Here is a 17891-nt window from a genome sequence, read left to right as displayed (position 1 = left end):
CCACGCGACATCCGGCGTCAGGTGCGTGAGCGGTGCGTGATAGTCCTTCGGCCATGACGTCGAACCAGTCGAACCACACGGTCCACGGCGGTGACGACCCGCAGGTGGCGGAGGCGATGGCCGCCGAGTACGAGACGCTGTCGCCCGCCTGCCGGGCCGACGCCGACCGGCTGAGGAGCTTCCTCGCCCCGGACTTCCACGAGTTCGGCGCCTCGGGCCGGGAGATCTTCTTCGAGGGGACCGCCGAGCGCGTCGCGGCTTACACCGACCCCGAAGGCGAACCCATCGGGGTGGAGGCCATGCGGGGCGTACGGCTGGCCGACGGGCTGGTCATGCTCAAGTACACGGCGTGCATCGACGGCCGCTGGTCGCACCGGACGTCCCTGTGGCGCCGCGTGGCGCCGGGTCGCTGGCAGATGTTCCACAACCAGGGCACGCCCACGCGACTCTGACCAGGGCACGCCCACCCGACTCCGACCAGGGCACGCCCACGCGACTCCGACCACGGGGCGCCTGGCCACTTCATCTGTAGTAGTCTGCGGCCGTCGTACGGCAAGCGGAGTGGATGCAATGGTGCGCAGGAACGATCAGCGGCGGGCCGCCCTGGTGGACGCCGCCATCGAGGTGCTGGCCCGCGAGGGCGCGCGCGGCCTGACCTTCCGCGCGGTGGACGCCGAGGCCGACGTGCCCGTCGGGACCGCCTCCAACTACTTCGCCAACCGCGACGACCTCCTCACCCAGACCGGCGCCCGCGTCTACGAGCGGCTCCGGCCGGACGAGTCGGTCCTCGCCCGGCACCGTACGGCCGCCCGCGACCGGGAGACGTACACGGAACTGATGCGGGAACTGGTCTGCCGGGTCAGCGCGTTCCGGGCCGGCTACCTGGCGCTGCTGGAGCTGCGCCTGGAGGCCACGCGGCGACCGGGGCTGCGCGCCCTGCTGACCGAGCAGGTGCGCACCGACCTGGACGCCAACGTCGCCTACCACGAGGAGTCGGGACTGCCCGGCGACGCCACCGCCGTACGCCTGCTGTACCTGGCGCTGAACTGGCTGATCGTCGAGCAGCTCACCCTCCCGGACGTGCTGTCGGCGGCGGAGCGCGACCAGCTCGTCGCGGCGGCGGTCGACCGTCTGGTGCCCGGCGTTCAGTAGAGCTTGTTCACCGCGTTCAGTAGAGCTTGTTCACCGCCGTCCTGGTGGTCTTCCTGAAGTCCGCGACCTGGGCGTCCCGGAAGGTGCCCATCTGCGCCCACTTCACGAACGTCACCGTACGGCCGTCCCGCCCGACCGAGAGCAGGGCGATGTCCGAGGCGCCCCAGCTCGACGCGGTGTGCAGACCGTAGACGTCGGCGCCCTCCTCGACGTTCAGGCGGCCGTAGTACCTGCCGGTCGCCGTCATGTCCGGGTCCTGCCGTTCGAGCGTGGTCGCGCAGTCGCGGATCTTCTTGCGCAGCAGCGCGGCGAAGTTCTCGGCCCGCTGCGCGCTGCGCTCCACGACGGTCACCTGCAGCGCGTTGGTGTCGTACTCGGTCCAGAACGTGCGGTGGGAGGAGATGGACGGCAGCGACTCGCCGACGCAGATCGGCAGCGGGTCCGGCTGCCCGGGGGTCACCCGGCCCGCGTACCAGGGTGAGGTGGGGTGCGGGGGCAGCTCGCCCGGCTTGAGGAACGCCGGGCCGCCGGAGGCGGCGGTCGCCGCGGGCGCGGCCACGCCGACGGCGAGCGCGGTGCCGGTCGCAAGCGCGGCGAGGGTCGGTCGGATCCGTCGAGAACGGTGAGTCATGGTGCCCCCTGGGAGGTGTGTCGTCGCACTGGGAGGTGTGTCGTGGCAGTGACTGTGACCGGTACGACCCGTGGCCGTGTCGGTCCGTTGCCCCGTGTCCCGACACAAAGTGGTCTCATTCGTCACGGAACGGCTACATCCGCCCACTTCGGAGGCCGGCACGACCCTTGACTCCTCGCGCGCCCCTGACGATCCTCGTCGGTAACTTTCCCTGGGCATGACAACAACCTGCCCGTTACGACCGAGGGACGTGGGTCGATGGCCAAGGTTCGGCACCCGTACGTCGCCGCCGTCACGCTGCTGATGCTCGTGCTGGCGATGGCCCTCGGCCCCGCGCCGAGCTCCGCCGCAGGAGCCGACGACTGGTGGAACCCGACCGCACGGCCGGCGCCGGACGCGCGGATCGGCGTGACGGGCGAGCCGTTCCAGGGCATGGACTCCCGCGGCGAGGTCCGCGGATTCGTCGACGCCCACAACCACCTGTTCTCCAACGAGGCGTTCGGCGGCCGCCTCATCTGCGGGAAGACCTTCTCCGAAGCCGGTGTCGCCGACGCCCTCAAGGACTGTCCCGAGCACTACCCCGACGGCTCCCTCGCCGTCTTCGACTTCATCACCAAGGGCGGCGACGGCCGCCACGACCCCGTCGGCTGGCCCACGTTCAAGGACTGGCCCGCCCATGACTCGCTCACCCACCAGCAGAACTACTACGCCTGGGTGGAGCGCGCCTGGCGCGGTGGCCAGCGCGTCCTCGTCAACGACCTCGTCACCAACGGCGTGATCTGCTCGGTGTACTTCTTCAAGGACCGCTCCTGCGACGAGATGACGTCGATCCGTCTCCAAGCGAAGCTGAGCTACGACCTCCAGGCCTACGTCGACAGGATGTACGGCGGTCCCGGCAAGGGCTGGTTCCGGATCGTCACCGACAGCGCGCAGGCCCGCCAGGTCGTCCAGCAGGGCAAGCTGGCCGTGATCCTCGGCGTGGAGACCTCCGAACCCTTCGGCTGCAAGCAGATCCTCGACATCCCGCAGTGCAGCAGGGAGGACATCGACAAGGGGCTGGACGAGCTGTACGCGCTCGGTGTGCGCAGCATGTTCCTGTGCCACAAGTTCGACAACGCCCTGTGCGGCGTCCGCTTCGACGAAGGCACGCTCGGCACCGCCATCAACGTCGGCCAGTTCCTGTCGACCGGCACCTTCTGGCGCACGGAGAAGTGCACCGGCCCGCAGCACGACAACCCCATCGGCCTGGCCTCCGCCCCCGGCGCCGAGGCGAAGCTCCCGGCGGGCGTCTCCGTCCCGTCGTACGCCGCCGACGCGCAGTGCAACGTACGCGGGTTGACGGAGCTGGGGGAGTACGCCGTGCGCGGCATGATGAAACGCAAGATGATGCTCGAGATCGATCACATGAGCGTCAAGGCCACCGGCCGGGCCCTCGACCTCTTCCAGGCCGCGTCCTACCCGGGCGTGATCTCCTCCCACAGCTGGATGGACCTGAACTGGACCGAACGCGTCTACTCCCTCGGCGGGTTCATCGCCCAGTACATGCACGGCTCCGAGGGCTTCAGCGCGGAGGCGAGGCGCACCGACGCGCTGCGCGACAAGTACGGCGTCGGCTACGGCTACGGCACCGACATGAACGGCGTCGGCGGCTGGCCCGGCCCGCGCGGCGCCGACGCCCCCAACCCCGTCAGGTACCCCTTCCGCAGCGTCGACGGCGGCTCCCTCATCGACCGGCAGACCACCGGCGAGCGCACCTGGGACCTGAACACCGACGGGGCCGCCCACTACGGACTGGTCCCCGACTGGATCGAGGACATCCGGCTGGTCGGCGGCCAGGACGTGGTCGACGACCTCTTCCGGGGCGCCGAGTCCTACCTCGACACCTGGGGCGCGACCGAACGCCACCAGGCCGCAGTGAACCTCGCCAAGGGGGCCGCTGCCACGGCCAGTTCGGCCGAGTGGAACCCGTTCACCAGCTACGCGCCGGGCCGGGCCGTGGACGGCTCGCGCGACACCCGCTGGGCGAGCCACTGGAGCGACGACCAGTGGCTGCGCCTCGACCTCGGCACCACCCACCGCGTCGGCCGCGTCACCCTCGACTGGGAGCGCGCCTACGCGCGTGCGTACCGGATCGACCTCTCCACCGACGGCACCGACTGGCGGACCGTCTGGTCCACGACCACCGGCGACGGCGGCCTGGACACGGCCGACTTCACCGGGACGCCCGCCCGGTACGTGCGCGTGCAACTCCTCGACCGGGGCACGGACTGGGGGTACTCGCTGCACGAGGTGAGCGTCCACAGCGGCTGACGGGCCGCATGTCAGTGCCGTCTGCCAGACTGCCGTGCATGGATGCCGGTTACGCTCGCTCGGTCTGGCAGGTGCTCGAACCCCTGCACGCCGTCACGTACTTCGCGCCGGAGAGCCGTGAGGCCGCTCGCGCGGTGGGCCTGCGCGGTTTCTGGATGGGCTACTTCGCCCTGCGGGCCGCACCGCTCGGCGCGGTCACGCCCGGCGTGGTGGAGGCGGCCTTCTACAACTTCCACCCCGCGATGGTCCGCCGCGCCCTGCCCGACGCCTGGGACTTCGCCTCGCCCGAGGCGGTTCTGCGCGCCCGCGCCGACGCGGCCACCGCCGCCCTGCGCCGGGTGGCACCCGCGGTGGCCGAGGGGGCGGCGCCGGTCGCGGAGCTGCTGGAGCGGGTCGTCGCGGCCGCCGACGGAGCGGGACGGCCGCTGTTCGCCGCCAACCGGGACGTGCCCGCGCCCGAGGACCCGGTCGGCGCCCTGTGGCAGGCCGCGACCGCGCTGCGCGAGCATCGGGGCGACGGCCATGTCGCCGTCCTGACCGCCGAGGGCCTCGACGGCTGCGAGGCGCATGTCCTCTTCGCGGCCGGCGAGCAGGTGCCCGTGGAGGTGCTGCGGGACAACCGCGGCTGGTCCGCCGAGGAGTGGCAGGCCGCCCTCGACCGGCTCACCGCGCGCGGCCTGCTGAAGGACGCCGACTCCCTCACCGCCGACGGAGAGGCCATGCGCGCACACATCGAGGCCCGCACCGACGAACTCGCCGTCCGGCCCTACCGCGTCCTGGCACCGCACGAGGCCTCCCGCCTGGTCGAGGAGCTGACCTCCCTGGCCGAGCAGGTCCTCGCCAGTGGGGTCATACCCTTCCCGAACCCGATGGGACTGCCGCCCCGCAGAGCTCACTGAGACCCCGTCCGCACTGCCCCCGCGCCGGCCGCCACCACCATCGCGACGGCCGCGCACTGCACCCCGGACAGGCCCTGGCCCAGCACCAGCAGACCCGCCAGCGCGGCCAGGGCGGGCGCCAGGCTCATCAGCACCGCGAAGGTCGCCGCGGGCAGCCGCCGCAGCGCGAGCAGCTCCAGGGTGTAGGGCACGCCCGAGCTCAGCACCGCGATGCCCAGGCCCAGCACCAGCACGCCCGGCTCCAGCAGGGCCCCGCCCGCCGAGGCGACGCCCAGCGGCAGGCTGACCAGCGCCGCGACCGCCATCGCGACGGCCAGCCCGTCCAGCCGCGGGAAACGGCTGCCCGCACGGGAACCGAGCACGATGTACGACGCCCACATCCCGCCCGCGGCCAGCGCGAAGCCCACGCCCGCCAGGTCGAGCCCGCCCACGCCGCCGCCCAGCAGCGCGACCCCCGCCAGCGCCAGCACGGCCCACAGCACACCGGAGGCCCGGCGCGCGGCGAGCACCGACAGCAGCAGCGGACCCAGCACCTCCAGGGTCACCGCGGGGCCGAGCGGAATCCGGTCGATCGCCTGGTAGAAGAGGACGTTCATACAGCCGAGGGCGAGCCCGTACCCCGCCGCCACCGCCCAGTCGCCGCGCGAGAGGCCCCGCAGCCGTGGCCGCGCCACCACCAGCAGCAGCACCGCCGCCAGGGTCACCCGCAGCGCGACCGTGCCGAGCGCCCCGGCCCGAGGGAACAGCAGGGCCGCGCAGGCGGAGCCGAACTGCACCGACACCGCCCCGGCCAGCACCAGGCCGACCCCGGCGAGTGTGCCGGGCCGCGCGGAGGATCGTAGAGAGAGTGCAGTGGCCGTAGTGTCGCGCACCGGAGTCGTCATGCCCTCCACGCTAAGGAGCGCGCTGCCGCCCGTGAAATGCCGATTCCGCTGCGGTTATGCTCCTGAAGCATGACCATCGAGCTGCGGCATCTGCGGGCCTTCCTCGCCATCGCCGACGAAGGCAACGTCACCCGTGCCGCCGCCCGGCTCCACCTCGGGCAGCCCGCCCTCTCGCGCACCCTGCGCCAGCTGGAGGACCACCTGGGCGCCCGGCTCGTCGACCGGTCCACCCATCACCTGCGGCTCACCGCGGAGGGCCGGACCTTCCGGGACAAGGCGCGGGCCGCGCTCGCCGCCGTGGAGACCGCCCTCGACCCCGCCGGACTGCGCGGCTGGCCGCTGCGCCTCGGCCACACCTGGGCCGCGCTCGGCGATCACACCGTGCCGCTGCTGCGCCGCTGGGACGAGACGTACCCGGACGTGCCCCTGGAACTGCTGCGCGTCGACGACCGTACGGCGGGACTCACCCAGGGCAAGGTCGACGCGGCGCTGCTGCGCGGCCAGGTCACCGCTCCCGGCGTGCGCACCGAACTGCTGCTGTCGGAGGAGCGGGTCGTCGTCGTGGCGGCGGACAGCCCGCTCGCCGCGCTGCCCCGCGTGACCCTCGCGGACCTCGCCGCACACACCATCGCCCTGAACACCGTGTCCGGCACCACGACCCTGGACCTGTGGCCGGCCGGGCGGCGGCCGGCCGCGAGCGTCGAGGTGACCAACACCGACGAGTGGATCATCGCCATCGCCGCCGGCCGCGCGGTCGGCGTGTCCACCTCGGCCACCCCGAGCAACCACGCCCACCCCGCACTCGCCTACCGCCCCCTCGCCGACGCGCCGCCCGTCCCCGTCCTCCTCGCCTGGCGCGACGGACCGGGACACCCCGCGGTACCGGACCTGCTGGCACTCGTACGGGAGGTCGTCGCCCGCGCCGCGTGATCCGGAACACCCGCATCCGGCAACGTACGAGCACAGGACGGGTGCGGCCCGGAGCGTGTGACCGGAGTAACGGCCGTACGACCCGTGCCTCTCCGACCCCGTCTGCCACGATGGGCGACGCCGTCATCCGGCACCGAGGAGTGAGCCGCGCAGCGCAGCCGGTGTTCCCACTCCCGCCGGAACACCCCCTCCGAGTCCCGCCGGACTCCTCCCGAGTGACTTCACCGTGCCTTCCTCACCTGTCTCCGCCGTGTCCTCGTCCGCCTCCCACTCGCCGTGGCGTTCGCTGCGCCACCGCAGCATGCGCTGGTGGTCGCTGGCCAACTTCGTGTCGAACGCCGGCACCTGGATGCAGCTCACCGTGCAGAACCTGCTTGTGCTGCAGATCACCGGCTCCGCCGCCGCCACCGGCCTGTCGATGTCCGTGCAGGCCGCGCCCGCGCTGCTCATCAGCGTGTTCGGCGGCGCCGCCGTCGACCGCTGGCCCCGGCGTCTGACGGCCGCCGTCAGCCAGGCGCTGCTCGGCCTCGTCGCCTTCGCCACGGCCACGCTGGTCGCGCTGGACCGGCTGGACGTCACGACCCTGATGGTGCTCGCCGCCGTGACCGGTGTCGTCGCCACCGTCGACGGGCCCGCCTGCGCCCTGCTGGGCAACGACCTGGTGCCGCCGCAGGACGTGCCGTCGGCCATCGGCGTCGGCTCCCTGGTGCACAGCGCCGGCCGGCTCGTGGGGGCCGGGCTCGCCGGAGCCACGGTCGCCTTCGTCGGCACGGCCGCGGCGTACGCGGCGAACGGTCTGTCCTTCCTGTTCGTGGCGGCGGTCATCCCGTTCCTGCGGCCCGTGCGGCACACCGAGCCCGCGTCCGCGAAGGAGCGCACGGAGCTGGCGCCTGCGAAGGGGCCCGACGCGCCCGGCGACGCCATGACCGTGCGCGAGGGCCTGATGTTCTTCCTGCGCCGGCCGCGGCTGGTCGCGCTCGCCGGAATCACCGGCGTGAGCGCGGTCTTCGGCCGCAACTACGGACTCACTCTCGCCGTCCTGGTCACCGGCCCCCTCGCGGGCGGCGCCGGCGCTTTCGGCACCGTCTCCACCGTCCTCGCCGTCGGCGGCATCCTCGGCGCCGTCCTCGGCGCCCGGCTGCGCCGGCCCTCCGTACGCCTCGTCGGCATGCTCGCCGCCGGCGGTGGGCTTCTCCAGGTGGCGGCCGGGCTGTCGCCGTCGATGACCGTACTGCTGGCGCTCGTGCTGCCGATGGCCATCGTCGAGTCGGTGTCCGACACCGCGGGCACCTCCGTTCTCCAGACCGACCCGCCCGCCCGGATGCGCGGCCGCGTGCTCGGCGTCTGGGGCACCATCGCCACCGTCTGGGGCCTCGGCGGCCCGCCCGCCCTCGGCTTCCTCATGGAACACGCCGGAGCACGCGGCGCCCTGGTCACCGGCGGCCTCCTCATCGCCGGCGTCATCGGCACCGGCTTCCTGTTCCGCTCCCGCCGCACTCCGGTCACCGTCCCGGTGCCGGCCCTGCACGAGGATCTGCGCGAGCGGGAGGCGCTGGCCCCGGCGGCCTGACAGCCACCGCAGTCCCGCCGTTCGCCTGTGCCACGGGCAGGCGAGGACCGAGGATGGGGCCGTGACGGGAGCCAGTGGGGGCGAAGTGCGGTCGGAGGACCCAGGGCCGCAGGACCCGGCGCCGGGGGAGGCGGGCGGTGCGGAAGAGGTGCGTGGCGGCAGGACGGCCTCGCTGCTCACCTCGCTCGCCTCGCAGACGGCGCTGCTGACCGCGCTGATGTTCTACTTCGGCTGGGTCTCCACGCGCGCCGCGTACCGCTACTTCCGGGTCGACACCAGCCTGTTGGACTTCTCGACGGTCGACTACATGGTGCGCGGCGTCCGGCTCGCCTATCCCACCCTCCTCACGCTCGGCCTGGTGGCCTTCTTCTGCGTGCACGCCCACCACGTCGTACGGCAGCGCGCCGAGTCCGACCCGGAGCTGACGCGGCGGCTCGGGCGGGTGCTCGAACAGGCCGGGTTCGCCGGGGTGCTGCTGGGCCTGGCCGTCGTGGCGCTGCTGGACAGCGGCAGCGGGACGGAGCCGCCGCTGGGCCCGGCCTTGATGACGGCCGGCTTCGCGGCGGTGGCCTACGGCGATGTCCTCGCTCCCGGGCAACCGCGCGCACGGAGCCCGCTGTGGCGGGGCATGGCGATCGTGCTGGCCATGCTGTCGCTGTTCGCGGCGGCGGCCGGGTACGCGGAGACCGTGGGCCGCCGAACCGCGCAGACCACCCTCGGTGCGCTTCCCGACGCCCCCGACGTCGTCGTCTACAGCAAGGACGACCTGTTCCCCGACCCGGCCCCCGGAGTCCGGTCGGTGCGGCTGAAGCGGCCCGTGGGAGCCGAGCCGCTGTACCGCTACCGCATCACCGGCCTGAAGCTCCTCATCAGGTCGGGCAGCCGCTGCTTCCTCGTCCCGGAGAACTGGCACCCCGAGCGAGGCCCCGTCATCGTCCTGCCGAGCGACCCGAAGGACCTGGAGGTGCGGATGGAGTTCCGGGAGCCCGGGAGCTGACGGTGGCACGCGGGTGTACGAGCACGCCGTACCGGCAGTCCCCGGCGACCATCGTGAACTCCCGCGTCTCCGCCTCGGCGCGCACGCAGAGGGTCGCGACCCAGGGCTCGGTGGCGGACCTGCCGGAGGCGTCCACCAGCGTGACGTCGAAGGTCTCGGGCTCCCCGGCCTTCAGGAGCAGCGCACGGGCGGGCGCGAGCAGTTCCGTGTCGGCCCGTGCGGGGAGCCGTAGCGTCGGCGGGGCCGTACCGGCCGGTACGGCGGGGCGCGTGTGCCGTGCTTCAGGACGTGGCCGCAGGGTCAGAGCGGTCACGAATACGTCGATGCCGCGCGCCTGCACGGTGATGTGCAGCCGCGCCGTGCGCACCGGCGTCCGGGGGCAGGCCGGGGACGCAGGGCCCGTGTCCCCGGGGCACGGAAGCACCGTCCACTTCTCGGCGGTCGGCCTGCCCACGTCCACGGTCAACGGGTCCGCCACGGGGCTCATCGTCGCGCCGATGCTCAGCAGACCGCCCAGCACCACCGCCACACCGAGCAACAGGGCCAACAGCCCCAGCCAGATGGACAGGCTGCCGGGGCGCGGGCGGGGGACCGACGGCGTGCCGTCCTCACCTCGCGGCTCTTCCTCCGGGGCGTCGGCGGCCGTCATGCCCAGCACCTTGGCCCAGCCGACGCCTCAGGGGCAAGGGAGGCGGCGACGACAGGTGCGTAATTCGGTGGAGCCCTGACGAGGCGCCGGGATAGCCTCCCCGCCGTGAACCACGCCGCCACCCTCGCCTCATGAGCCTGTCCAGGACCCTGCTGGACGTACGCCCCCTGCGGACCTCGCCCCTCTTCCGGCGGCTGCTGATCGGGCGCACCGTGTCCACGCTCGGCGGCTTCATGACCGCCGTCACCGTGATGTACCAGGTGTGGGACATGACCCACAGCGCCGTCTGGAGCGGAGCCGTCGGTCTCGCGCAGGCGCTGCCGCTGGTCGGAGTCGGGCTCGTGGCGGGCGCCTTCGTCGACCGGTCCGACCGGCGCCGGGTGTACCTGGTGGCCACCGTCGGACAGGCGGTGTGCTCGGTGCTGCTGGCCGTCCAGGCGTTCGCCGGGACCGTGCCGGTCGCCGTGATCCTGGCGCTGGTCGCGGCGCAGTCGGCGTTCGGCGCGCTCGGCGCGCCCGCGGCGGGCGTGTTCCTGCCGCGGCTGCTGCCCCGTGACCAGATCGCCGCCGGACTCGCCCTCAACCAGGTCACCGGCCAGGCCATGATGCTGCTCGGCCCGGCCGTCGCGGGCCTGGTGCTCGGCTGGTGGGGCATCGGCGTCTGCTACGTGATCGACGCCGTCAGCTTCGGGGTCGCCTTCTACGGCGCCTTCGGCCTGCCCGCGCTGCCGCCCGAGGGCGAGAAGTCCCGGGCCGGGGTGCACGGCGTCCTGGACGGGCTGCGTTTCCTGACCGGGCACCGGGTGGTGCGCGGCGCGCTCGTCACCGACCTCGCCGCCACGCTCCTGGCCATGCCGGTCAGCCTCTTCCCGGTCGTCAACGCCGAGCGCTTCGGCGGCGATCCGCGCACCCTCGGCCTGTTTCTGTCCGCGCTCGCCGTCGGTGGCGTCGCCGCGACCGCGTTCTCCGGGCCGCTCACCCGGCTGGCCCGTCCCGGCCCGGTCATGCTGGTCGCGTCCGGGACGTGGGGCGCCGCCCTCGTTCTGTTCGGCATGACCGAGGCCGTCTGGGCTGCCTTTGCCACCCTCGCGCTGGCCGGGGCCGCGGACTCCGTGGCCGTCCTGTCCCGCACCACGATCATCCAGACCCACACGCCCGACGCCCTGCTGGGCCGGGTGACGGCCGCCGAGCTGATCGTCGGCCAGGCGGGACCGCATCTGGGCAACCTCCGCGGCGGCGTCCTGGCCGGCTGGACCTCCGGCGCGACCGCCCTGATCACGGGCGGCCTGATGTGCCTGGCCGCGGTGGTGACCGTGGCGGGCACGACCCCGGAACTCCGGCGCGATGGCGGCGCCTCCTCGGGGGGAGCCCCGAAGGGAGAGCGGCCCGGGCCTGCCGACGTCGAGCCGCAGCGTGGACCTGCGGAGGAGGAACCGGCGGGGCCGTGACCCGGCTCGGGACAGCTTGCCCGGGTGGGCGCCCCTCCGCTCCGGCACCGACCTGAGCCGCGTCAGCGGGCTCCGGTCCGAGGCTGAGCCTAAGGGCCCTTCCCGGCTGAGCCCGAGGGTTCCTTCCCGGCTGGGCCGCCCGAAGCGCCTGCCCGGGGACCCGAAGAAGCCCGAAGTCCCCTCCCCGCCAAGCCGACCCCAAGGCCCGCCGGCCGTGTCCTCACCCCAGCTCGACCAGCAGGTCACCACCCTCCACCTGCTGGACCCGGTTCACCGCGAGCCGCGCGACCCGGCCGGACCTGGGCGCGGTGATGGAGGCCTCCATCTTCATGGCCTCGATGGTGGCGAGGGTCGTCCCGGCCTCCACCTCGTCGCCCTCGGTGACCACCAGCGTGACCACGCCCGCGAAGGGGGCGGGGACATGGCCGGGGTTGGTCCGGTCGGCCTTCTCCGTCACCGGGACGTCGGTCGCGGCGGCGCGGTCGCGGACCTGGATGGGGCGGAGCTGGCCGTTGAGGGAGGACATCACCGTGCGCATGCCCCGCTCGTCGGCCTCGCCGACGGCCTGGAGCTCGATCAGCAGCCGGACCCCGGGCTCCAGGTCGATGGCGTACTCCTGGCCGGGCCGCAGCCCGTAGAAGAAGTCCTTGCTGTCGAGCACGCTGGTGTCGCCGAAGGCGTGCCGGTGGTTGTCGAACTCCCGCGTCGGCGCCGGGAACAGCAGCCGGTTGAGCGTGGCCCGCGGCTCCTTGACCAGCCCGGCCCGGTCCTCGGCGGACAGCTCCGCCATCGGCTTGGCCTCGGCCCGTCCGCGCAGCGCCTTGCTGCGGAACGGCTCCGGCCAGCCGCCGGGCGGGGTGCCCAGCTCGCCGCGCAGGAAGCCGATGACCGAGTCCGGGATGTCGTACTTATCGGGGTTGGTCTCGAAGTCCTTCGGGTCGACGCCCGCGCCCACCAGATGCAGCGCCAGGTCACCGACCACCTTGGACGACGGGGTGACCTTCACCAGCCGGCCCAGCATCCGGTCGGCGGCCGCGTACATCGCCTCGATCTGCTCGAAGCGGTCGCCGAGCCCGAGCGCGACGGCCTGGGTGCGCAGGTTGGACAGCTGCCCGCCGGGGATCTCGTGGTGGTAGACACGGCCGGTCGGCGCGGACAGGCCCGCCTCGAAGGGGGCGTACACCTGGCGTACGCTCTCCCAGTACGGCTCCAGATCGCCGACGGCCGCCAGGCTCAGCCCCGTCGGCCGCTCCGAGTGGTCCGTGGCGGCCACGATCGAGGACAGGGACGGCTGGGACGTCGTACCGGCCATGGAGGCCACCGCCCCGTCCACCGCGTCCACGCCCGCCTGCACCGCGGCGAGATAGGTGGCGAGCTGCCCGCCCGCGGTGTCATGGGTGTGCAGATGCACCGGCAGGCCGAACTCCCGCCGCAGCGCCGAGACCAGTGTCGCCGCGGCCGGTGCCCGCAGCAGGCCCGCCATGTCCTTGACGGCCAGCACATGCGCGCCCGCCTCGACGATCCGCTCGGCCAGCCGCAGGTAGTAGTCCAGCGTGTACAGCTTCTCCGACGGGTCCGACAGATCCGACGTGTAGCAGAGCGCCACCTCGGCGATCGCCGTCCCCGTCTCCCGTACGGCGTCGATCGCGGGCCGCATCTGGTCCACGTCGTTCAGCGCGTCGAAGATGCGGAAGATGTCGATGCCGGTGGCCGCCGCCTCTTTCACGAACGCGTCGGTCACCTCGGTCGGATACGGCGTGTAGCCCACGGTGTTGCGGCCGCGCAGCAGCATCTGCAGGCAGATGTTCGGCACCGCCTCCCGCAGCGCGGCCAGCCGCTCCCACGGGTCCTCGGCGAGGAACCGCAGCGCCACGTCGTACGTCGCCCCGCCCCAGCACTCCAGGGACAGCAACTGCGGCAGCGTACGCGCCACCACCGGGGCCACGGCCAGCATGTCCTTGGTGCGCACCCGGGTCGCCAGCAGCGACTGGTGGGCATCGCGGAAGGTGGTGTCGGTGACGCCGAGGGTCGTCGACTCGCGCAGCCATCGCGCGAAGCCCTCCGGGCCCAGCTCGACGAGCCGCTGCCGGGAGCCCGCCGGCGGCTCCCCGGAAGGCAGCGGCGGCAGCTTCGTCACCGGGTCGATCAGCGTAGGCCGCTCACCGTGCGGCTTGTTCACCGTCACGTCGGCCAGGTACGTCAGCAGCTTCGTACCGCGGTCGGCGGAGTGCCGGGAGGTCAGCAGATGCGGCCGCTGCTCGATGAACGCGGTGGTGACCCGGCCCGCCTGGAAGTCCGGATCGTCCAGCACGGCCTGCAGGAACGGGATGTTGGTGGCCACGCCACGGATACGGAACTCGGCGACGGCGCGCCGGGCGCGGTTCACGGCCGTGGTGAAGTCCCGGCCCCGGCAGCTCAGCTTGACCAGCATCGAGTCGAAGTGCGCGCTGATCTCCGAACCGGCGTGCGTGGTACCGCCGTCCAGCCGGATGCCGGAACCGCCGGGGGAGCGGTAGGCGCTGATCCGGCCGGTGTCCGGGCGGAACCCGTTGGCCGGGTCCTCGGTGGTGATACGGCACTGCAGGGCCGCACCGCGCAGCGTGATGTTCTCCTGCGACAGGCCGAGGTCGGCGAGCGTCTCGCCGGAGGCGATGCGCAACTGCGCCTGCACGAGGTCGACATCGGTGACCTCCTCGGTCACCGTGTGCTCGACCTGGATGCGCGGGTTCATCTCGATGAAGACATGGTTGCCGTCGCGGTCGACGAGGAACTCCACCGTGCCCGCGTTGCGGTAGCCGATCTGCCGCGCGAACCGCACGGCGTCCGCGCAGATACGGTCCCGCAGTGCCGGGTCGAGATTGGGCGCGGGCGCCAGCTCGATCACCTTCTGGTGCCGGCGCTGCACCGAACAGTCCCGCTCGAAGAGATGGATGACATTGCCCGCCCCGTCGGCGAGGATCTGCACCTCGATGTGACGGGGCTCGACGACGGCCTTCTCCAGGAACACCGTCGCGTCCCCGAACGCCGACGCCGCCTCCCGGGAAGCCGCCTCGATGGCCTCCCGCAACTGCGCCGGCTCCTCGACCCGGCGCATACCGCGCCCGCCGCCGCCCGCGACGGCCTTCACGAACACCGGGAAGCCGATCTCCCCGGCCGCCCGCACCAGCTCGTCGACATCGGTGGAGGGCGCCGACGACCCCAGCACCGGCACCCCGGCCGCCCGCGCCGCCGCCACCGCCCTCGCCTTGTTGCCGGTCAGCTCCAGGATCTCCGCGTCCGGCCCGACGAAGGTGATGCCCGCCTCCTGGCAGGCCCGCGCCAGCTCCGGGTTCTCGGAGAGGAAGCCGTAACCGGGATACACGGCGTCGGCCCCCGCACGCCGGGCCGCCCCGACGATCTCCTCCACGGAGAGATACGCCCGCACCGGATGTCCCGGCTCGCCGATCTCGTAGGCCTCGTCGGCCTTCAGCCTGTGCAGCGAGTTGCGGTCCTCGTGCGGGAAGACGGCAACCGTCCGCGCGCCCAGCTCATAGCCGGCGCGGAACGCGCGAATCGCGATCTCGCCACGGTTGGCGACCAGCACCTTGCGGAACATTCCGATCCCTTCAGCCTGCCGGTGGGACGAGCCCATGGTGTCGGCCATGCCCTCCGTACGCCATGTGAGCCGGGCCACTGACACTCTTCCCCTCCGCGTGCGTTCCGACCGCAACCGCGGTGGCCGAAAATGTGTCTCTGGACGCATGAATGCTTGGGCGGTGCCCGGATACGCCGAGTCACAGGAACTCGGCTCAGGCGCGAGCGGCCGGGTCGTCCTGGCCGTGCACACCGAGACCGGCGTGCCGGTCGCGGTCAAATACCTCAGCGACTCGCTGCGCACCCGGCCCGGCTTCGTCCAGGAGTTCCGGGCCGAGGCCCGGCGCCTGGGCGGACTGGCGAGCCCGTACGTCGCCGGGTTGTACGAGTACGTCGAGAGCCCCGACGGCGCCGCGATCGTGATGGAGCTGGTCGACGGCGTGTCCCTGCGGGCGCTGCTGGCCCGGCAGGGGCCCCTGGAGCCGGAGGCCGCCCTGGTCGTCCTCAAGGGCTCACTGCTCGGCCTCGCCGACGCGCACCGGGTCGGGGTCGTCCACCGCGACTACAAGCCCGAGAACGTCCTGGTCCGGCCCGACGGCACGTCCCGTCTGGTCGACTTCGGCATCGCGGTCGACTCCGGCATCAGCGCGACCATCGCCGGGACGCCCGCCTACATGGCGCCCGAGCAGTGGACCGGCGCCCCGGCCTCCCCCGCGGCCGACGTGTACGCGGCGACGGCCACCTTCTTCGAGTGCCTCACCCGCCACAAGCCCTACCAGGGCGACAACCTCGCCGAGCTGGCGCTGCGGCACGTCGACGCGCCGATCCCCGCGGAGGAGGTCCCCGAGCCGGTCCGCGACCTGGTCCGCCGGGGCCTGGCCAAAGACCCTTCCCAACGACCCACCCACGCCGAGGAGTTCGTCCGCGAACTGGAGGCGGCCGCCGGTGCCGCCTACGGCCCCGACTGGGAGGAGCGCGGCCGGGGCCGGCTCGCAGCCCTCGTCGCCCTGCTGCCCCTGCTGCTGCCCCGCCCCCGCACCGACCCGCGCACCACCGTCGACACCGCCCGCACGGTCCTGGCCGGCCCCACCGCCCCCGGCGGCCTCCGCGCCTGGCTGCCGGGCCGCTCGGGACTCCTCCTGTCCGGCGCCCTGGTCCTCCTGGGAATCCTCCTCGCCTACGGTGCCCAGCCGCCCGCTTCCGAGGCGGCCCCGGGCGAGGCCGCGCGGGCCCTGGCCACGACCAGCGCGAGTCCGGGCGTATCGGCCTCGCCCTCGGTGCCCGGGACGGCCTCCCCGTCGGCTTCGGCCGAGACACCGACGGCCTCGGCGACGGAGACGGGGTCGGTCACGGAGACGCCGACGGCCACGTCCGCGCCCTCTGTGTCGGCGCCCGCCACCACCCCCGCGGAGACCACGGAACCGCCGCCTCCGCCGCCGCCCGGCGACACCGAGGCCCCGCCGACGAGCGCCCCGCCCACCAGCGACGCCCCGACGGCCGTCAAGTACGTGACGGTGACGGCCTTCCAGCAGACGGGCCTGCTCACCGCGAGCGCCACCTTCACCGTCACCACCGACGGCACCGGGCCGGTGTCCGTGAACGTCGTGTGGTTCACCGGGGACACCTCCGGACAGCCCGGCACCCCGGACGGCGCGACCGAGACCGTCCAGCGCAGCGGCGCCACCAGCTACACGGTCACCGTCGAGCACACCTTCCAGAGCCGGGGCTGCTACTGGACCGTGCAGGCCACCACCACCCCCGCCTCCGCCGACGGCGGGGCCTCGCAGCAGCTTCTGACCAGGCAGTGTGAGCTGAGATGACGACGCACGACGACAGCACGCCCCCGCGCGGTTCGGGGCCGGAGCCCGCCGACGACGAGTACAGCGCCACCGTGCTGGCCAGCCACTGGATCCAGGGCCCGGAGCCGGGGGAGACCGGGACCGTGCGGATGCAGGGCCCGGAGCCGGGGGAGACCGGGACCGTGCGGATGCAGGGTCCCGAGCCAGGAGAGACCGGCACCCTGCGGATGCAGGACGGGCAGCCGGAGAAGACCGTGCCTGAGGCGTCGGGTCCGGGGTCCGGTGAGACCGGGACGGTACGAATCGGGGGTCGGGGCGCCCAGGCCACCGTGCCCGCGGGGGATCGGAGCGCGGGGCCGGCGGAGGCGGGGTCCGGCGAGACCGGGACCCTGCGCATCCAAGGCCCGGGGCCGCATGCCACCGTGCCAGGGGCACTGGAGGGCGGCCCCCAGCCGGATCGTGTCGAGGGCACCGTCCTGCGGTTCGGTCCCGGCGTCACGGCGGCTCTCGCGGAGCGGACGCTGCGGCAGGTGCCCGTCGTGGCCGAGCCGCCCGCTCCCCGGCCCCGCACCGGGCTGCGCCGATACGCCCTGCCCGCGCTGGTGCTCCTGTGCGTGCTGGCGTTCCTCGCCTGGCAGCGGCTCGGCTCGTCCGTCGAGGTGCGGTCGGTGAGTGTCGCGGCACGTCCGGCGGTGCTCGGCTGCGACACCACGTCGGACATCGTCGCCCGGGTCACCACCGACGGCAGCCCCGGCACCCTCACCTACCGCTGGATCCGCAGCGACGGCACCGCCTCCGGCGTCCTGCGCGAGACCCTGGCCCGGGGACAGCGCGAGGCGCGCCTGCACCTGCGATGGACCTTCGAGGGGGAGGGCCACCTCACGGGACAGGCGGACCTGCGCCTGCTCACCCCGACCACCCACACGGTCACAGCCCAGGTGACGTACGACTGCTCCTAGGGCCTGTCGTTTGGATCATGCCGGCGTCGCGGGGCCTGGCACGCACATCTGCGGCGTTGTCGTCGGTTGCCGACTCCCCCACTCTCGGCT

At 73.4% G+C, this 17891-nt stretch carries 14 protein-coding genes; 10 read left to right on the top strand and 4 right to left on the bottom strand.

The features are described 5' to 3' along the window. Positions 1-53: 53 nt before the first annotated feature. Positions 54-452 carry a DUF4440 domain-containing protein gene (locus ACIQ6Y_RS00070; RefSeq protein ID WP_404030523.1) on the top strand — a complete coding sequence of 133 codons (399 nt, stop codon included), beginning with the start codon at positions 54-56 and terminating at the stop codon, positions 450-452. Positions 453-570: 118 nt separating this feature from the next. Continuing rightward, the gene (locus tag ACIQ6Y_RS00065; protein ID WP_404030521.1) at positions 571-1152 is read left to right on the top strand and encodes a TetR/AcrR family transcriptional regulator; all 582 of its coding nucleotides are present in this window, start codon (positions 571-573) and stop codon (positions 1150-1152) included. Between the two features lie 16 nt (positions 1153-1168). Here ACIQ6Y_RS00065 and ACIQ6Y_RS00060 read toward each other — a convergent pair whose 3' ends face one another. Next, positions 1169-1783, bottom strand: a complete 615-nt coding sequence (locus tag ACIQ6Y_RS00060; protein WP_404030518.1) for a hypothetical protein — start codon at positions 1781-1783, stop codon at positions 1169-1171. 258 nt (positions 1784-2041) lie between these two features. On the opposite strand from ACIQ6Y_RS00060, the gene ACIQ6Y_RS00055 reads away from it, so the two are divergent. Next, the gene (locus tag ACIQ6Y_RS00055; protein WP_404030516.1) at positions 2042-4093 is read left to right on the top strand and encodes a discoidin domain-containing protein; all 2052 of its coding nucleotides are present in this window, start codon (positions 2042-2044) and stop codon (positions 4091-4093) included. A gap of 38 nt (positions 4094-4131) precedes the next feature. After that, a complete protein-coding gene (locus tag ACIQ6Y_RS00050) occupies positions 4132-4992 on the top strand; it encodes a hypothetical protein (protein WP_404030513.1) in 861 nt (286 codons plus the stop codon). On the opposite strand, the gene ACIQ6Y_RS00045 is transcribed toward ACIQ6Y_RS00050, so the two are convergent. Continuing rightward, positions 4986-5876: an EamA family transporter gene (locus ACIQ6Y_RS00045; protein ID WP_404030511.1), complete on the bottom strand. Its 891-nt coding sequence runs from the start codon at positions 5874-5876 to the stop codon at positions 4986-4988. The two genes, ACIQ6Y_RS00050 and ACIQ6Y_RS00045, sit on opposite strands and share 7 nt — an antisense overlap. Positions 5877-5945: 69 nt before the next feature. Here ACIQ6Y_RS00045 and ACIQ6Y_RS00040 point away from each other — a divergent pair, with 69 nt between their 5' ends. The 3 genes from ACIQ6Y_RS00040 to ACIQ6Y_RS00030 all read left to right on the top strand — a co-directional run bounded on the left by ACIQ6Y_RS00040 (position 5946) and on the right by ACIQ6Y_RS00030 (position 9373). After that, on the top strand, positions 5946-6806 hold the full coding sequence (locus ACIQ6Y_RS00040) for a LysR family transcriptional regulator (RefSeq protein ID WP_404030508.1): 861 nt from the start codon (positions 5946-5948) through the stop codon (positions 6804-6806). Positions 6807-7107: 301 nt separating this feature from the next. After that, positions 7108-8376: an MFS transporter gene (locus tag ACIQ6Y_RS00035; protein ID WP_404033621.1), complete on the top strand. Its 1269-nt coding sequence runs from the start codon at positions 7108-7110 to the stop codon at positions 8374-8376. A gap of 61 nt (positions 8377-8437) precedes the next feature. Further along, positions 8438-9373 carry a hypothetical protein gene (locus ACIQ6Y_RS00030; RefSeq protein ID WP_404030506.1) on the top strand — a complete coding sequence of 312 codons (936 nt, stop codon included), beginning with the start codon at positions 8438-8440 and terminating at the stop codon, positions 9371-9373. Here ACIQ6Y_RS00030 and ACIQ6Y_RS00025 read toward each other — a convergent pair. Next, positions 9306-10022 (bottom strand): hypothetical protein, encoded by a 717-nt coding sequence (locus tag ACIQ6Y_RS00025; protein ID WP_404030503.1) that lies wholly within the window; start codon positions 10020-10022, stop codon positions 9306-9308. The two genes, ACIQ6Y_RS00030 and ACIQ6Y_RS00025, sit on opposite strands and share 68 nt — an antisense overlap. Positions 10023-10153: 131 nt before the next feature. Here ACIQ6Y_RS00025 and ACIQ6Y_RS00020 point away from each other — a divergent pair, with 131 nt between their 5' ends. Beyond that, entirely contained in the window at positions 10154-11470 is a 1317-nt protein-coding gene (locus ACIQ6Y_RS00020; RefSeq protein WP_404030500.1) for an MFS transporter, read from the top strand. A 220-nt stretch (positions 11471-11690) separates the two neighbouring features. Here ACIQ6Y_RS00020 and ACIQ6Y_RS00015 read toward each other — a convergent pair whose 3' ends face one another. Continuing rightward, entirely contained in the window at positions 11691-15065 is a 3375-nt protein-coding gene (locus ACIQ6Y_RS00015; protein WP_404033619.1) for a pyruvate carboxylase, read from the bottom strand. Between the two features lie 145 nt (positions 15066-15210). Between ACIQ6Y_RS00015 and ACIQ6Y_RS00010 the strand changes: the two genes are divergently transcribed. Both ACIQ6Y_RS00010 and ACIQ6Y_RS00005 read left to right on the top strand, forming a co-directional pair. After that, complete coding sequence (locus tag ACIQ6Y_RS00010; RefSeq protein ID WP_404030497.1) at positions 15211-16863, top strand: protein kinase; 1653 nt, start codon at positions 15211-15213, stop codon at positions 16861-16863. After that, positions 16860-17801: a hypothetical protein gene (locus ACIQ6Y_RS00005; RefSeq protein WP_404030494.1), complete on the top strand. Its 942-nt coding sequence runs from the start codon at positions 16860-16862 to the stop codon at positions 17799-17801. The genes ACIQ6Y_RS00010 and ACIQ6Y_RS00005 overlap by 4 nt, the downstream gene beginning before the upstream one ends. Positions 17802-17891 lie beyond the last annotated feature (90 nt).

Source organism: Streptomyces sp. NPDC096205, from assembly GCF_044763135.1.
GTDB lineage: Bacteria > Actinomycetota > Actinomycetes > Streptomycetales > Streptomycetaceae > Streptomyces.
The sequence above is the reverse complement of the archived record's forward strand: the minus strand, read 5'-3'. Positions and strand labels throughout refer to the sequence as shown.

Excerpts from the sequence above, each read along its gene's own strand:
- ACIQ6Y_RS00020 (WP_404030500.1), top strand. The coding sequence starts at position 10,154 with ATGAGCCTGTCCAGGACCCTGCTGGACGTACGCCCCCTGCGGACCTCG.
- ACIQ6Y_RS00060 (WP_404030518.1), bottom strand. The coding sequence starts at position 1,783 with ATGACTCACCGTTCTCGACGGATCCGACCGACCCTCGCCGCGCTTGCG.
- ACIQ6Y_RS00005 (WP_404030494.1), top strand. The coding sequence starts at position 16,860 with ATGACGACGCACGACGACAGCACGCCCCCGCGCGGTTCGGGGCCGGAG.
- ACIQ6Y_RS00065 (WP_404030521.1), top strand. The coding sequence starts at position 571 with ATGGTGCGCAGGAACGATCAGCGGCGGGCCGCCCTGGTGGACGCCGCC.
- ACIQ6Y_RS00015 (WP_404033619.1), bottom strand. The coding sequence starts at position 15,065 with ATGTTCCGCAAGGTGCTGGTCGCCAACCGTGGCGAGATCGCGATTCGC.
- ACIQ6Y_RS00010 (WP_404030497.1), top strand. The coding sequence starts at position 15,211 with ATGAATGCTTGGGCGGTGCCCGGATACGCCGAGTCACAGGAACTCGGC.
- ACIQ6Y_RS00070 (WP_404030523.1), top strand. The coding sequence starts at position 54 with ATGACGTCGAACCAGTCGAACCACACGGTCCACGGCGGTGACGACCCG.
- ACIQ6Y_RS00055 (WP_404030516.1), top strand. The coding sequence starts at position 2,042 with ATGGCCAAGGTTCGGCACCCGTACGTCGCCGCCGTCACGCTGCTGATG.
- ACIQ6Y_RS00040 (WP_404030508.1), top strand. The coding sequence starts at position 5,946 with ATGACCATCGAGCTGCGGCATCTGCGGGCCTTCCTCGCCATCGCCGAC.
- ACIQ6Y_RS00050 (WP_404030513.1), top strand. The coding sequence starts at position 4,132 with ATGGATGCCGGTTACGCTCGCTCGGTCTGGCAGGTGCTCGAACCCCTG.
- ACIQ6Y_RS00045 (WP_404030511.1), bottom strand. The coding sequence starts at position 5,876 with ATGACGACTCCGGTGCGCGACACTACGGCCACTGCACTCTCTCTACGA.
- ACIQ6Y_RS00025 (WP_404030503.1), bottom strand. The coding sequence starts at position 10,022 with ATGACGGCCGCCGACGCCCCGGAGGAAGAGCCGCGAGGTGAGGACGGC.
- ACIQ6Y_RS00035 (WP_404033621.1), top strand. The coding sequence starts at position 7,108 with ATGCGCTGGTGGTCGCTGGCCAACTTCGTGTCGAACGCCGGCACCTGG.